The sequence below is a fragment of the Pseudomonas sp. Pseusp10 genome (assembly GCF_059492225.1).
The window spans coordinates 5,837,678-5,851,078 of sequence record NZ_CP168528.1 but is presented as its reverse complement, the minus strand read 5'-3'; the positions used below and the strand labels follow the sequence as shown (position 1 = coordinate 5,851,078).

At 58.9% G+C, this 13,401-nt stretch carries 14 protein-coding genes; 7 read left to right on the top strand and 7 right to left on the bottom strand.

The annotated features are described in order from the left end of the window. Positions 1–23 precede the first annotated feature (23 nt). Together ACEN8Z_RS26565 and ACEN8Z_RS26560 are read left to right on the top strand one after the other, a co-directional pair. Positions 24–683: a FadR/GntR family transcriptional regulator gene (locus tag ACEN8Z_RS26565; RefSeq protein WP_007998576.1), complete on the top strand. Its 660-nt coding sequence runs from the start codon at positions 24–26 to the stop codon at positions 681–683. Further along, positions 673–1,974 carry a CynX/NimT family MFS transporter gene (locus ACEN8Z_RS26560; protein ID WP_495596177.1) on the top strand — a complete coding sequence of 434 codons (1,302 nt, stop codon included), beginning with the start codon at positions 673–675 and terminating at the stop codon, positions 1,972–1,974. The genes ACEN8Z_RS26565 and ACEN8Z_RS26560 overlap by 11 nt, the downstream gene beginning before the upstream one ends. A 14-nt stretch (positions 1,975–1,988) precedes the next feature. Here ACEN8Z_RS26560 and ACEN8Z_RS26555 read toward each other — a convergent pair whose 3' ends face one another. From ACEN8Z_RS26555 to ACEN8Z_RS26535, 5 genes are all read right to left on the bottom strand, one after another. Further along, positions 1,989–2,639, bottom strand: coding sequence for a DUF1120 domain-containing protein (locus ACEN8Z_RS26555; RefSeq protein ID WP_495596176.1), 651 nt, complete (start codon positions 2,637–2,639; stop codon positions 1,989–1,991). A gap of 85 nt (positions 2,640–2,724) precedes the next feature. Beyond that, the gene (locus tag ACEN8Z_RS26550) at positions 2,725–3,336 is read right to left on the bottom strand and encodes a DUF1120 domain-containing protein (protein ID WP_495596175.1); all 612 of its coding nucleotides are present in this window, start codon (positions 3,334–3,336) and stop codon (positions 2,725–2,727) included. Positions 3,337–3,417: 81 nt separating this feature from the next. Then, positions 3,418–4,560: a DUF1120 domain-containing protein gene (locus ACEN8Z_RS26545; RefSeq protein ID WP_495596174.1), complete on the bottom strand. Its 1,143-nt coding sequence runs from the start codon at positions 4,558–4,560 to the stop codon at positions 3,418–3,420. A gap of 10 nt (positions 4,561–4,570) precedes the next feature. Next, the gene (locus ACEN8Z_RS26540) at positions 4,571–7,054 is read right to left on the bottom strand and encodes a fimbria/pilus outer membrane usher protein (RefSeq protein WP_495596173.1); all 2,484 of its coding nucleotides are present in this window, start codon (positions 7,052–7,054) and stop codon (positions 4,571–4,573) included. A gap of 134 nt (positions 7,055–7,188) precedes the next feature. Further along, positions 7,189–7,923 (bottom strand): fimbria/pilus chaperone family protein, encoded by a 735-nt coding sequence (locus ACEN8Z_RS26535; protein ID WP_495596172.1) that lies wholly within the window; start codon positions 7,921–7,923, stop codon positions 7,189–7,191. A 458-nt stretch (positions 7,924–8,381) separates the two neighbouring features. On the opposite strand from ACEN8Z_RS26535, the gene ACEN8Z_RS26530 reads away from it, so the two are divergent. From ACEN8Z_RS26530 to ACEN8Z_RS26515, 4 genes are all read left to right on the top strand, one after another. Continuing rightward, the gene (locus ACEN8Z_RS26530; RefSeq protein WP_442098255.1) at positions 8,382–9,008 is read left to right on the top strand and encodes a response regulator; all 627 of its coding nucleotides are present in this window, start codon (positions 8,382–8,384) and stop codon (positions 9,006–9,008) included. A gap of 120 nt (positions 9,009–9,128) precedes the next feature. Continuing rightward, complete coding sequence (locus tag ACEN8Z_RS26525) at positions 9,129–9,599, top strand: nuclear transport factor 2 family protein (protein WP_007998559.1); 471 nt, start codon at positions 9,129–9,131, stop codon at positions 9,597–9,599. 40 nt (positions 9,600–9,639) lie between these two features. Continuing rightward, the gene (locus tag ACEN8Z_RS26520) at positions 9,640–9,978 is read left to right on the top strand and encodes a GIY-YIG nuclease family protein (protein WP_495596171.1); all 339 of its coding nucleotides are present in this window, start codon (positions 9,640–9,642) and stop codon (positions 9,976–9,978) included. A gap of 88 nt (positions 9,979–10,066) precedes the next feature. Continuing rightward, positions 10,067–11,002 carry a glutathione S-transferase family protein gene (locus ACEN8Z_RS26515; protein ID WP_495596170.1) on the top strand — a complete coding sequence of 312 codons (936 nt, stop codon included), beginning with the start codon at positions 10,067–10,069 and terminating at the stop codon, positions 11,000–11,002. Positions 11,003–11,103: 101 nt separating this feature from the next. Here the strand turns inward: ACEN8Z_RS26515 and ACEN8Z_RS26510 are convergent, their stop codons facing one another. Together ACEN8Z_RS26510 and yejK are read right to left on the bottom strand one after the other, a co-directional pair. Then, positions 11,104–11,454 (bottom strand): glutaredoxin family protein, encoded by a 351-nt coding sequence (locus ACEN8Z_RS26510; RefSeq protein ID WP_495596169.1) that lies wholly within the window; start codon positions 11,452–11,454, stop codon positions 11,104–11,106. Further along, entirely contained in the window at positions 11,454–12,458 is a 1,005-nt protein-coding gene (gene yejK, locus ACEN8Z_RS26505) for a nucleoid-associated protein YejK (protein WP_495596168.1), read from the bottom strand. Before yejK ends, ACEN8Z_RS26510 begins: the two co-directional genes overlap by 1 nt. Positions 12,459–12,854: 396 nt before the next feature. Between yejK and ACEN8Z_RS26500 the strand changes: the two genes are divergently transcribed. Continuing rightward, positions 12,855–13,136: an HU family DNA-binding protein gene (locus ACEN8Z_RS26500; protein ID WP_007905514.1), complete on the top strand. Its 282-nt coding sequence runs from the start codon at positions 12,855–12,857 to the stop codon at positions 13,134–13,136. Positions 13,137–13,401 lie beyond the last annotated feature (265 nt).

Genomic DNA, 13,401 nt, shown 5'->3' with positions numbered 1-13,401 from the left:
GATTGGATGAAAGGGCGAATTCCATGTCAGAAATTTCTCCATTAGTGAAACGATCCCTGGTCGATCAGGCTCTGGACCAACTGCGCCTGCGCATCAACCAGGGCGTGTGGGTCGTGGGCCAGCGTTTACCCACCGAGCCTGAGTTGTCCGCCGAGCTGGGCATCAGCCGCAACACCGTGCGCGAAGCCATGCGGGTGTTGGCGTTTTCCGGACTGATCGAGATCCGTCAGGGCGACGGCAGTTACCTGCGGGCGGTGGTCGATCCGCTCGATACCTTGAAGGCGCTGTCCCGTTGCTCCCTTGAGCAGGCCCGGGAAACCCGGCGCATCCTCGAAGTTGAGGCCATCGGGCTGGCAGCCATGCGCCGCACCGATGAAGACCTGGTGGCATTGCGCGAGGCGCTGGGTGTCAGTGGCAGCCACTACCATGGCGATCTCGATACCTACATCGCCTGCGATCTGGTGTTCCACCGCCGGCTGGTGGACGCCGCGCACAATCCGACCCTCAGCGAGTTGTATCGCTATTTCTCCAGCATCGTCGGTGCGCAGTTGCGCCAGACCCTGAACATCGTCCCGCGCCGCCAGGAAGTGTTCGACCTGCACATCGAGTTGCTCGATGCCGTCGAACAACGCGACCCGGAGCGTGCCAAAGCCCTGTCGAGGCAGTTGATCAATGAACCGTGAAACCGAGAACAGCCTGACCACCCATCACCTTTCACTGTCCAAACGCACGGCGGAGCTTGAAGAGCTGTTGATCGACGCCGAGGCCGATGATGAACAGGTCCAGCAAACTCACCCGGTCCTGCGCCGTCCATGGCTGTTGCTGCTGGGACTGATTCTGGTGGCTTTGAACCTGCGCCCGGCGCTGTCGAGCATGGCGCCGATGCTCAGCGAGGTCTCGAAGTCCCTTGGTTTGTCGGCATCGCAGGCCGGTTTGCTGACGACGTTGCCGGTGTTGTGTCTTGGCCTGTTTGCGCCGTTGGCGCCGGTATTGGCCCGCCGCTTTGGTGCCGAGCGGGTGGTGTTGAGCATTCTGCTGACACTCGCTGGCGGGATCATCCTGCGCAGTTCGTTCGGTGAGATCGGCCTGTTTGCCGGCAGTGTGCTGGCCGGTGCCAGCATCGGCGTGATCGGTGTGTTGCTGCCAGGCATCGTCAAACGTGATTTCCCGAAACAGGCCGGAACCATGACCGGCGTCTACACCATGGCTCTATGCCTGGGTGCGGCGATGGCGGCGGGTGCAACGGTGCCGCTCAGTGAGCATTTCGACAAGAGCTGGGCGCTGGGTCTCGGTATCTGGGTTATTCCGGCATTAGCGGCGGCGCTGTTCTGGCTGCCGCAAGTCGGCCAGAAACACGGCGCACACAACGTCGCCTATCGCGTTCGGGGATTGCTGCGCGATCCGCTGGCCTGGCAGGTGACCTTGTACATGGGGCTGCAATCGTCCCTGGCCTACATCGTGTTTGGCTGGTTGCCGTCGATTCTGATCGGGCGCGGTCTGACACCGACCCAGGCCGGGCTGGTGCTGTCGGGCTCGGTGATCGTGCAACTGGTCAGCTCCCTCGCCGCGCCATGGCTGGCTACACGCGGCAAGGATCAGCGCCTGGCGATTGTGATCGTGATGGCACTGACTCTCGGCGGTCTGTTCGGTTGCCTGTATGCACCGATCGAAGGCTTGTGGGGCTGGGCAATTGTGCTGGGGCTGGGGCAGGGCGCCACGTTCAGCCTGGCGTTGACCCTGATTGTGCTGCGCTCGCGGGATTCCCATGTGGCGGCGAACCTGTCGAGCATGGCCCAGGGTTTTGGTTACACCCTGGCGTCCATGGGGCCGTTCGCGGTCGGTATCGTGCATGACTGGACCGGCGGCTGGACAGCCGTGGGCTGGATCTTCGGCGTCATCGGCCTGGGGGCGATCATTGCCGGTCTCGGTGCCGGGCGGGCGCTGTATGTGCAGGTCAGCAGTGAGAAAATTTAAATGCAATGGAGCGTCTACAAATAGACAACCTCCAGGGTTGCCGAGCCATCGAGTGTTGCATCGTCAGTCAGGTCCAGCGTTGAGGTGGGTGCAATGACCGTGACAAGCGTGACCCGACTGCTCAGGTTCTGAATCGCGACAGGACCTGCGGTGCTGCCCGCCACATCGGTGAAGCCCAGATAGCCTTTGGCGCCGATCGGTATGGGGCTGGACCTGGAGGTGCTCCACGCCCGCCCCCCGGTGGTGGAATCGGTTCGATACACTTGAGCCAGTGCGTCCACTACGGTTCTGGCGGGATCGAAGTTCAGTGAATACAGACCGATCTTGTTGCCGCTGCGGTCGAACTTCAGGCCGTAAAAGATCTCACTGTTGCCGATGGCCGAGCCTTCCCGGTTGTCCCGCATGATCAAGGCGAAACGGGCAGGTGCCGTGCAGCTGATGTTGAGATCGAGGGATTTGTCACGCAGTTGTGTCCGTTTATCGACGTTCAGGTCCTGCCGGGAGATTTTTCCGTAGTCGACAAGACCGTTGTTGGAGAATGTCGGGGTGCAGGCGATCGGAGTGATGATGCCGTTGACTGTCAGGTCTGCGGTAGACGCCGCAAGGGCGCTAGTCGTCGTGCTCACCAGCAACGCTGCTGCCAGGGTTGTAGGGATACGCTTCATCGGTAAATTCCTTTTCGAGAAGAAGGTATGGGTGCTGAACCGCTCGTTCATTCAGGCAACGAACGGTTCAGCACCTTGGCCCTAATTAGTAAACAATTTCGAACGTCGCGGAGCCATCAATGTTGACATCGTTGGTCAGGTTCAGCTCGTCGGCGCGGGTAATGTATGTATCAACCCTAAAGTCCATGGCGACAACCTGTGCTTCGATCGGATCGGTATCGCCAGCATTGGCAACGGACAGCCAATATCCCGGTTGAGCAGACTCCGCTTTCGCCCAGGTGGTTCCTCTGTCGTTTGATTCGATAGGATCCGCCGCGGATGCGTCTGCTGTGGCTTGCAGAATTTCTGGGTAAAAGTATCCCAGCTTTTTTCCGTCCTCGGTCCGGCCAAGGCCAAACCAACCATCAAGTGCCGTACCGGGCCTATTGTCGATTGGATTGATGGAGAATGTAGCAGCTGCACTGCAGTTCACGGTCAAAGTAAGCAGATGACTGCCAACCAGAGTGTTCTCGTCCTGATTGAGGTCACCTGACGAGATCCTGCCGAGATCAATGTCACCGCCGCCAGAGAAGGTCGGCGTGCAAGCGACAGGCGTGATGAGGCCAGAAACCGTCAGGTCAGTGCTCGACGCTGCGAGAGCAAAAGGAGCGGCGCTGATCAGTGCCGTTGTGGTGAGTGCTGCGAAGTACTTTTTCATGGGTGAAACTTCCTTGCTGTTGTTGACCTTGAATGGCCCGGAGCGCGTGATTGCACTTCGGGTTCAAAGGCAGGGTGGGTGTTACGGATAAAGAATTTCGATGGTCCCTGAGCCGTCGAGGTGAACGGCGGTGCTCAGGTCCAGGCTCACGGTGGGGGCAATGACGGCATCGACCGTAACCGTGGTTGTGAGGTTCTGGATCGAGGCCGGCCCAGCGGTGCTGGCGGCGCTGTCGGTAAAGCCCAGGTAGCTTTTTTGGGCGATCGATATGGGGTTCGAACTGGAGGTGCTCCAGGCCACGCCCAGGGTGGTGGAGTCGGTTCGATACACGCGGGCAAAGCTGTCGGCGCTGGCGTTGGCGGGATTGACGTTGAGTGAATACAGGCCGATCTTGTTGCTGCGGTGATCCAGACCCAGCCCGTAGTAAATCTCGCTGTTGACCGTCGCAGAGCCTGAGCGGTTGTCATGCATGACCAAGGCAAACTGTGTCGGGGCGTCGCAACCAACCCGCAGGGTTAAATCCCTGGGCGGCAGTCGGGTGCTTTTGTCGGGGTTGAGGTCGTTTTTCGATAGCCGGCCGAAATCCACCAGACCGCCATTGGACAGTTCCACGTTGCATGCGGCAGGCGCGAAACTGGCGCGCAGGGTTATCTCCCTTGAGCGTCCCGTAGCGACCGCATCCAACAGGCCGGTGGTTTCCCAGACAACGGCGTCACGTACCTGCAACGCTTTTTCCTGCGCCCAGGCTGACAGTTCCAGTTGCGCCGAAAGATTTTGCCCTTGCACCGCGACACCGCCCCGAACCGGAACGATGGCCTGCCGAGGTCGCCAAAGCAGACTCAAAGCGGTTTCGTCAGATACCTGGCCGACGGCGGTAATCAGGCCCAGGCTCACCGGTTGCCCATCGAGTACGGCGTCACCCATACGCACCGCATAGCTGCCGCCTTCGGCAAAGTGAAAGCGCTCGGCGGTTGCGGCCATGGCGCGGTAGAACAGGGTCATGTCGGTAGGTTGGGTGCAGCTCAGGTTCAGGCTCAAGCGGCGCTCGCCCAAGGTTCGCTCTGCGGAGGCATCGGCGCGTATAGCCCGATTCGTCAAACCGTAATCGACTACCGGCTGACTCAGGGTGAGCTGGCATTCATCGGCGAGCGCCCAGGCCTGAGGCGTCAGTGCGCTCAACATCAGCGTGGCGAGTGTTAACGACAAATGGGGGCGCTGCTTCATAAGGTCATCCTTAAAGAGTCCGGCACTGGGCGGCGGCGGTCTCGTAATACACCTGGGTATTGGCCTTGGCCGGCAGTTCGAAACGCAGTTCGCAGCGCTCCAGCCCCGGTGCGGTTATCCACAACTCGCGGTTGTCGAGGACGTTGGGCAGAAACACCAGTCCACCTTCTTGAGCGAGCGTGACGAACTCACCGTTTGCGGTGCTGACCGTCGCGCCACGGGGCAGAGGGGCACCGTTGTCCGTGGTGACTTTGAGCAAGGCACGACGGGTCAGCGTGATACCGAATTCGACCTTGTCGACGGCCCCGCGCCCTGCGGAAACCACGGTCAGTCCGTTGTTGATATCGAGGTTGCGCGGTAGCGAGCGGGTGTCGATTTCTATCGGGCTGCGACCATAGGCGGCCAGCTGGGGAACCACGGCTCGACCTTGCCAATCGGTCCAGACCGGACCGCTGGGGGTCGAGACTTTGATGGCGCTTGCATCGCCTACCGAGAGCAGCGCGAAGGTGTCCCGTACGGGGTATGGCGATAACGTCAAGCCGTCGCCGTGCAGCACCGCGCCGCCACGCGCGCCAACCTGGTAGCTGGAGCGCTCGGCATCGGAGCGGGTGTAGTTCAAGTCCAATTGGCTGTAACGCGGCAGCAGGGAAACCCCCGCCGAGGACTGCACTTGCTTGTCTCGTGTGTCGTGCTCAACGCCGACCCGGTAACTCAACTGATCGTTGACCTGCTCGTTCAGGCCGACACCGCTGCGGTAATCGCCAGCGGAACTGCGCACCCAGGTGCGCGCCCGGCGGTTTTCACCTAGAGGAATACTGAGGCTCAGGTAAACGCTGTCATCGCTGCGCTGTGTACCGCTGACTTGCCTTTGCGCTGTGGCCGAGACGGACACGCCTCTGATGTTGGTGCCCCAGGACGCGAGGGCGCGGCTGCTGCTTTGCCCATCGAATGTCGTTGAGCGGCTGAAGCCACTGCTGAACGCGCCAAGCCCGGGAGTTGACCAGGCCAGTGACAAGCTTTGCTGATCGCGGTAACGCGACTGGCTACGTTCCGATCGAGTGTCAAACACCGCCTCCGACAGTTCGCGATATCCAAAGGTCCGGTGCGAAGTTGCGGCATTGATCGACCACTGTTCACCCAAACGTTGCGAAATGTTCAGGTCGGCCTGAAGCCCTCTGTCGGCTTGGCGGGTGCTGGTGTCGGCCATTTGCAGGGTGGTCTGGATCTGTGTGCCGGACCCTGGCAGCAAGCTCAGGCCTGTGCCCGCAGCACGGTAGTCGGCGGCACCCGTGGCGCCGGTGCTGAGCAGGACATTCGGGTTGAGTGCTCCACTCCACCCGCCGCTGATCACCCATGGTTCGGCGTTTTGTGCAGCGCCGAGACTGCGTACCTGGCCGGCGGCCAACGAAAAGCCGGGAGCCGGCAGGCCAACACCGAGCATGGCGACGGGTACCGTGAAGCGTTGCTCGCTGCCATCCGCTTCCTTGACGGTGACTTCAACATCGGAGCGACTGTCGAGTCGACGTACGTTACTCAGGGAAAACGGTCCGGCCGGCACCACTGTCGAGTGGATCAGCGAACCGTTCTGCCGAATTTCGACCTGAGCCTGACTCTGGGCAATCCCTTCGATGGGAGTGCTTTGGCCTTCCACCTGCAGGGCCTGCTCGGTCATGACTTGCACGCCGGTGATCTGCGCGCCGGCCAGTACCGGGTTGTAGAGATTGACCTGACCCGCTTGAAGCACCGTCTCATGGCTGGCAAAGGTGCGCTGGGCGTAAGCCGCCAGGTGAGTGGTGCGGGACACATCGTTCTGCCAGGTCTGCACCTGACGACTGCGCACAATCCAGTCTCCGGCATTGAAACCGACTTCGGTATTGGCTGAGAGGTAGCGGTTCGATTGATTGCCGTATTGGCTGTGAAGGCTGTTGACGTCGTAGTTGAGTAACCCGGCGATGCCTCCGGTTTGATAACCCGAGATATCCCGGACTGTCGGACGTATCGCCTGGGTGGGCACTATCAATGACAGTCCGAGGTTGGCTGGATCCTGTTCGATTCGGGACTGCGGCCAGGTGGCGAGCACATCGAAACAGCCTTTGTCGTTGACCGGAATTGAAGGCACGGTCAGGTTTGCCGCATCGAGCAGGGCACGGTCAAAGCACAAGTCGCCTTCCCGATTGAACGTGACGTCCACTCGGCCACGGCGCAGGCCATTGACCGTGAGGGTGATGGGATGTCGGCCAGCGGTGAAGCTCGGAGCAGTCAGCAGCAGGGTGGCGAGACTGGGGTCGATACCGCGTTGACTCAGCATTTTCTGGTCAAAGGAGGTCAGCAACGCAGCAGCATTGAGATCTTTGGCATTGGCTTCGAGCCCTATCAGCACGTTGCTCAGCAGTAGCACCATGCCGGTCCGAACCCGCGACAGATAAGGGGACGTGCTGGCCGACCGAATCGCAGGCATGGCTTCGCCATCACGGTATTTCAATACGGTGTTCATGAGGTTCACTTGGGTTATGTCTGGGCGCCGGCTTAATCCACTACGGCTTCCGTTACGCATGTAGCGACGGCAAAACAGGCCGTCACGTTGAAATGTCTGCGTCTGCTCTTCCCTGTGCGGCGCTATCGGTGGTGTCAGCTCTGGGGCGTGAGCGGTGCGTCATAGGGAGGCACGGCAAAGCCATAGACGGTCGCGGGATGAATTCGAACCTGGGTGGCAGTTTTTGCCGGGACCGAAACACTGATGTGCTCACCAGGCAGCACATAGGTTCGCGGTAGCGTTGCAGCGCCCCCGGAAGGCAGCAGCTGTACCGCCTGAGCCAGGCGTACGACATAAGGGGTTTCGTTGCGTACGGTCAGTTGACCATCCAGCAGCGACCATTTCAGGTCGGTCCACGGTGTGCGGTTGGGCGCCAGGCCTGCGGGGTGAAGAATGATCGGCAGGTTCTGGCGCACCGTCACACCCACACGGGCATGCCCGGCTTCGGGAGCAGATTTGCCCTGGGGGATGCCTTCAAAAATCACCCGCTTCAAACGCTGGGTGAGCAGGGGCTTTTCTGATTGCAGGATGAAGCGCACCAACTGCGTCTTGGCGGCTTCAACGCGTGCCAAGGGTGGCGTCACGAACACCAATGGCTCGGTGTCTTCGGGAATGTCTTCGATGGTGACGTGTAGCAGTGCCAGGGTGGCGTCGGTGTTGGTCACTGATACAGCGGTTTCCCCGTTGGCCTCATTGACGATGACCACGGAGGTATCGGGCACCATGCCGTCGGCGTGGACCTGTGCGGCCCATAACAGAGCGCAGGCACCGATACCCGTATGGGTCAAGCGGCGCACCTGCTGCAAAAACATTGTCTTGAAGTCTCTCATTGAAGTTCCCGGATAAAAGACCGTTGGCTTGGCTCGCAATACAGGCACCGCAGGGATTGCGTGAGCAGGGTCATTGGCGTCTTGTTCATGTATTCGATGGTCAGGCACTGAGTGAGCGCAGTTCTGTACGGGTACGAAGGACTGCTTGGCGGGCCACAACTTAGCGAGCAGGTAAGGCGGGAGGAATGCAACAAATACGAAAAGAGAGAGAGGCGTGTATGAAAGAGTGTTGCGGACTACGTAGCGTTTTCTAACGGGGGAGTCCTTTGGTTGTAGTCCTCCCGCGTAGTCGTCATCGCGCTGCAATGTAGGAACCATCTGTTTGTTAGATGGGCAAAGAGTTAGCCCATTGAATTCATTGAGGGTGCGACGTTGGAGGTTTTTTCGGGGCGTTGTGGAAGGGGTAAGAACGGCGCTATTTTCCGCGCCTTCGCGCCATAAGCAGGAGGTATCCCACAATGCGAGTCGTAATTGCTGACGACCATTCCGTCGTTCGTGTCGGGCTGCGCATACTCATCAACGCCAGCCGACGATGCGTGATCGTCGGCGAGGCCGACAGTGCCGACAGCCTGATGAGTCTGCTATCAAGCACATCCTGCGACCTGCTGATCACTGACTTCTCCATGCCGGGAGGACAGCAGGCCGATGGCTTGAAAATGTTGAGTACGATTCAACGCCATTACCCGGCCTTGCCGATCATTCTGGTGACGATGTTTACCAGTGTGGCGACGGCAAGGGCTGCGTTGGCTCAAGGGGTGAAGGCCATCGTTGCCAAAACCGCATCGGCGACGGAGTTGCCGTTGGCAATCAATGCGGTGGAGGAAGGGCGCCGCTACCTCAGCGAGTCCCTGCGCACGTTGCTGGTCAATACCCGCAGTCAGATTCACGAGTCGCCACTGTCAGCCAAGGAACATGAAGTGGTCCGAATGCTCGCCAGTGGCATGACCGTCAGCGAAATCGCCATTCACTTCAATCGCAGCGTGTCGACCATCAGTAAACAAAAGAACATGGCCATGCACCGGCTGGGTATTTCCACGGACGTTGATCTTTTTTCCTACGCCCGGGACAGCGGAATGTCGTACTGAAATGACGGGAATAGTCATTGCGCTATTTTCGTCATGAATGCCGATAGTGTTCGATGCATTTGCAGACTATCGTGCAGGCAATCTTTCGCCGCCATTATGTAAATCCAGGGGAGCCCGCAATTGAGTGAAGCCCATAGCGCCTTGATCACCCGTTTCTACCAGGCTTTCCAGCGCCTGGATGCCGAAGCCATGGCTTCCTGCTACACCGATGATGTGGTGTTCAGCGACCCGGCGTTCGGTGAGCTTCGCGGTCGCGATGCCAGTGACATGTGGCGCATGCTGACCACTCGGGCCAAGGACTTTTCCCTGACCTTCGATCATGTACACGCCGACGAGCGCACCGGTGGTGCCCATTGGGTCGCGACCTATCTGTTCAGCCAGACTGGCAACACCGTGGTCAACGATATCCAGGCGCGTTTCATCTTCCGTGATGGCAAGATTTGCGAACATCACGACAGTTTTGATCTATGGACCTGGTCGCGTCAGGCGTTGGGTTTCAAAGGCCTGTTGCTGGGCTGGACGCCGCTGGTGCGCAATGCCGTTCGCGCCCAGGCATTGAAGGGCCTGAAGGCATTCCAGGCCAGTCGCTGATAAGATCGCGGCTTGTTTTCCTTCAAGTCCTGATCGTTACGTGACCAACCTCAGCGAAAGCCCGGCTGACGCCGAAACACCCGCGAGCAAAACCTGGTTCGTCTACCTCGTTCGCGCGGCCAACGGTTCGCTCTACTGCGGGATCAGCGATGATCCCGTGCGCCGCTTCGCCAAGCATCAAAGCGGCAAGGGCGCACGATTCTTTCTCTCCAGCCCTGCCATGGCTCTGGTCTACACAGAACGCTGTCGCGACAAAAGCGATGCGTTGCGTCAGGAACGGCTGATCAAAAAACTCAAGAAGAGCGCCAAGGAATGCCTGGTGGCGAGCGCAGCGAACGCAGTGAGTGCAGCGAGCGCCACCTCAGACTTATCACTCTGACTGATCGGTTCCCATCAGGCAGATCTGTAGGCTGCCAAGTGATTGCGCGCTAAGCTGCTGGCTCCTGATCCTTGCGGCGGAGCCGAGCATGTCCGAGTTGATTCTGCATCATTACCCGACGTCCCCCTTTGCCGAGAAGGCCCGCCTGCTGCTGGGCTTCAAGGGCTTGTCCTGGCGCTCGGTGAAGATTTCACCAGTGATGCCAAAACCGGATCTCACGGCGCTGACCGGTGGCTACCGCAAGACACCGGTGTTGCAGATCGGTGCAGATATTTATTGCGACACGGCATTGATTGCCCGGCGACTGGAACAGGAAAAAGCCTTGCCGGCGTTTTTCCCGGAAGGTCAGGAAATGATCGCCGCGTCGTTTGCAGCTTGGGCCGATTCGATGGTGTTCCAGCATGCGGTCAGCCTGGTGTTCCAGCCGGAATCGATAGCGGTGCGCTTTGGCAATCTGTCGCCGGAAGCGATCAAGGCGTTTCTGGCCGACCGTGCCGGTTTGTTCAGTGGTGGTAGCGCGACAAAACTGTCCACCGAGCAGGCCAAACATCAGTGGCCAACGATCATGTCGCGCCTGGAGTTGCAGTTGCAGCGCGAAGAGGGTGATTTCCTGTTCGGTGAGCCGTCGATTGCCGACTTTGCCCTGGCGCACTCACTGTGGTTCCTCAAGGCCACGCCGGTCACTGCACCGCTGGTCGATGCTTATCCGGCGGTCAGTGCGTGGCATGCGCGAGTGCTGGGCTTCGGTCACGGTGCATCCAGCGAGATGACGTCCGAGGAGGCGCTGGAGGTGGCGCGCACGTCCACGCCAGCGGCATTGCCCGATGAGCAATTCGTCGATCCGAATGGATTCAAGGCAGGTCAGCAGGTAATCATCGCGGCCACGGACTACGGCGTTGATCCGGTGGCGGGGGAGTTGTTGTTTGCCGGCAGTGAAGAACTGATTGTGCGTCGCAAGGACGAGCGTGGTGGCGTGGTGCATGTGCACTTCCCGCGGTTAGGTTTCCGGATCGAAGCCTGCTGAAAAAAAACCTTGTGGGAGCGAGCTTGCTCGCGATGGCGGACTGACATTCAACAAGATTGTTGACTGTGTTGGCCTCATCGCGAGCAAGCTCGCTCCCACAGTTAATTCAACGCAGCCAGAATCGCATCCGGGTCATATCCGCGAATCAGTGTCCCGTTCACATCGATAATCGGAATGCCGCCACCGCCCAGCGCCTGATAGTCCTTGCGCGCGACGGCATCTTTCTCGATATCGAATTCCTTGTACGGAATACCTTTCTGATCGAGAAAGCGCCGGGTCAGCTTGCAGTAGCCACACCATTCGGTGGCGTAGAGCACGACGTCGGCCTGGGCCTGCGTCTGCGCAGACACCACTTGCGATGGATTGAACACCCGCTCGATCTTGCCCCAGTTCTGATAAACCACGACCACCAGCAGGATCAGCAGGCATTTTTTCAGTACGCCGCCGAGCATCAGTTGCGACGCTTCAGCTGATCGGTGAGCGAAGTGGGCAGGCCCTTGATGATCAGCGTGCCGGCATCTTCGTCGTACTCGATCTTCGAACCCAACAGGTGCGCCTCGAAACTGATCGACAGGCCTTCGGCGCGGCCAGTGAATCGGCGGAACTGGTTCAGGGTGCGTTTATCAGCCGGGATTTCCGGAGAGAGGCCATAGTCCTTGTTACGGATGTGGTCGTAGAAAGCTTTCGGGCGTTCTTCGTCGATCAGGCCCGACAACTCTTCCAGGCCCATCGGCTCACCAAGTTTGGCCTGGCTGCTGGCGTAATCCACCAGGGTCTTGGTCTTCTCGCGGGCGTCGTCTTCCGGCAGGTCTTCGCTTTCGACGAAATCACTGAAGGCCTTGAGCAGGGTGCGGGTTTCACCTGGGCCGTCGACGCCCTCCTGGCAGCCGATGAAGTCGCGGAAATACTCCGAAACCTTTTTGCCGTTCTTGCCTTTGATGAACGAAATGTACTGCTTGGACTGCTTGTTGTTCTGCCACTCGGACACGTTGATCCGCGCCGCCAGGTGCAACTGGCCCAAATCCAGGTGACGGGAAGGGGTCACGTCCAGTTGATCGGTCACCGCAACGCCTTCGCTGTGGTGCAGCAGGGCGATGGCCAGGTAATCGGTCATGCCTTGCTGGTAGTGCGCGAACAGTACGTGGCCACCGACCGAGAGGTTGGACTCTTCCATCAGCTTTTGCAGATGCTCCACTGCCACACGGCTGAACGCCGTGAAGTCCTTGCCACCCTCGAAGTATTCCTTCAGCCAGCCGCTGAATGGAAAGGCCCCGGACTCCGGATGAAACAGGCCCCAGGCTTTGCCCTGTTTGGCGTTATAGCTTTCGTTGAGGTCGGCGAGCATGTTCTCGATGGCCGCGGACTCAGCCAGTTCAGAGTCACGAGCGTGGAGAACTGCAGGTGTGCCGTCGGGTTTTTTGTCGATCAGGTGGACGATGCAATGACGGATCGGCATGGGCTTCTCGGCTGAATGAAGAGAGGAGGGCGTGCTCCCCCGAAAAAGCGCTCAGTGTACCGCAACCACTGGTTTTGGCGCGGTGCGAAGGGCAATTGTCGGGCGACCGACGGCGCTTATGCAGTTTTTTACGGTTTTAGCACAATAAAGCTGACCAAATGGGTAGCTAGAGGCGGATATTTCCACGTCTGTGTGCTAGCTTTGCCCGGTCTTGCGCGAAGTCACTGCGTTAAGCGTGCAGTCAGCATTTGTCAGGTCGAACCAAACCCTGATTTCGGTATCTATAACCCCGATCCCGAGGTTATTTGGCCGAGGGTGCCAGATCCAGAAGATCGGGCTCGATAGCTGACATTGCACTCTGCAATCCATATGAATTTGATAGGGAAGGAACACTAAATGGCTCTTACTAAAGACCAACTGATCGCCGACATCGCTGAAGCTATCGACGCGCCGAAAACCACCGCGCGTAACGCTCTGGACCAACTGGGCCAAATCGTTGCCGATCAGCTGGAAAATGGCGGCGAAATCACTCTGCCAGGTATCGGCAAACTGAAAGTGACTGAGCGCCCTGCCCGTACCGGCCGCAACCCTTCGACTGGCGCTGCCATCGAAATCGCTGCCAAGAAAGTGATCAAGCTGGTTGTGGCCAAAGGCCTGACCGACGCTGTCAACAAGTAAGACTTGTTAAAAAAAACCGTGCGCCGGAGCGATCCGGGCACGGTTTTTTTGTGGGCGTCATAAAGATCCACGCAAGGTAGATCGATACAAGACATTTGTTGTTTCTCTGTAATATATATCTATATCCGATATTTCATGGGCGATTGTTTGTGGGTTCGGTTTTTTTTAAGTGCGCACTGAATAAGTCAGTTTTCTCCGTATATCTAGCGAACTTTCCTACAGCGCTGATAGTTGAGTGTCTGCCTTGGATCGGTAGTATCGATCA

Bases quoted from the DNA above. Each gene is read 5' to 3' on its own strand.
- ACEN8Z_RS26565 (WP_007998576.1), top strand. From the start codon at position 24: ATGTCAGAAATTTCTCCATTAGTGAAACGATCCCTGGTCGATCAGGCT.
- ACEN8Z_RS26560 (WP_495596177.1), top strand. From the start codon at position 673: ATGAACCGTGAAACCGAGAACAGCCTGACCACCCATCACCTTTCACTG.
- ACEN8Z_RS26555 (WP_495596176.1), bottom strand. From the start codon at position 2,639: ATGAAGCGTATCCCTACAACCCTGGCAGCAGCGTTGCTGGTGAGCACG.
- ACEN8Z_RS26550 (WP_495596175.1), bottom strand. From the start codon at position 3,336: ATGAAAAAGTACTTCGCAGCACTCACCACAACGGCACTGATCAGCGCC.
- ACEN8Z_RS26545 (WP_495596174.1), bottom strand. From the start codon at position 4,560: ATGAAGCAGCGCCCCCATTTGTCGTTAACACTCGCCACGCTGATGTTG.
- ACEN8Z_RS26540 (WP_495596173.1), bottom strand. From the start codon at position 7,054: ATGAACACCGTATTGAAATACCGTGATGGCGAAGCCATGCCTGCGATT.
- ACEN8Z_RS26535 (WP_495596172.1), bottom strand. From the start codon at position 7,923: ATGAGAGACTTCAAGACAATGTTTTTGCAGCAGGTGCGCCGCTTGACC.
- ACEN8Z_RS26530 (WP_442098255.1), top strand. From the start codon at position 8,382: ATGCGAGTCGTAATTGCTGACGACCATTCCGTCGTTCGTGTCGGGCTG.
- ACEN8Z_RS26515 (WP_495596170.1), top strand. From the start codon at position 10,067: ATGTCCGAGTTGATTCTGCATCATTACCCGACGTCCCCCTTTGCCGAG.
- ACEN8Z_RS26510 (WP_495596169.1), bottom strand. From the start codon at position 11,454: ATGCTCGGCGGCGTACTGAAAAAATGCCTGCTGATCCTGCTGGTGGTC.
- yejK (WP_495596168.1), bottom strand. From the start codon at position 12,458: ATGCCGATCCGTCATTGCATCGTCCACCTGATCGACAAAAAACCCGAC.
- ACEN8Z_RS26500 (WP_007905514.1), top strand. From the start codon at position 12,855: ATGGCTCTTACTAAAGACCAACTGATCGCCGACATCGCTGAAGCTATC.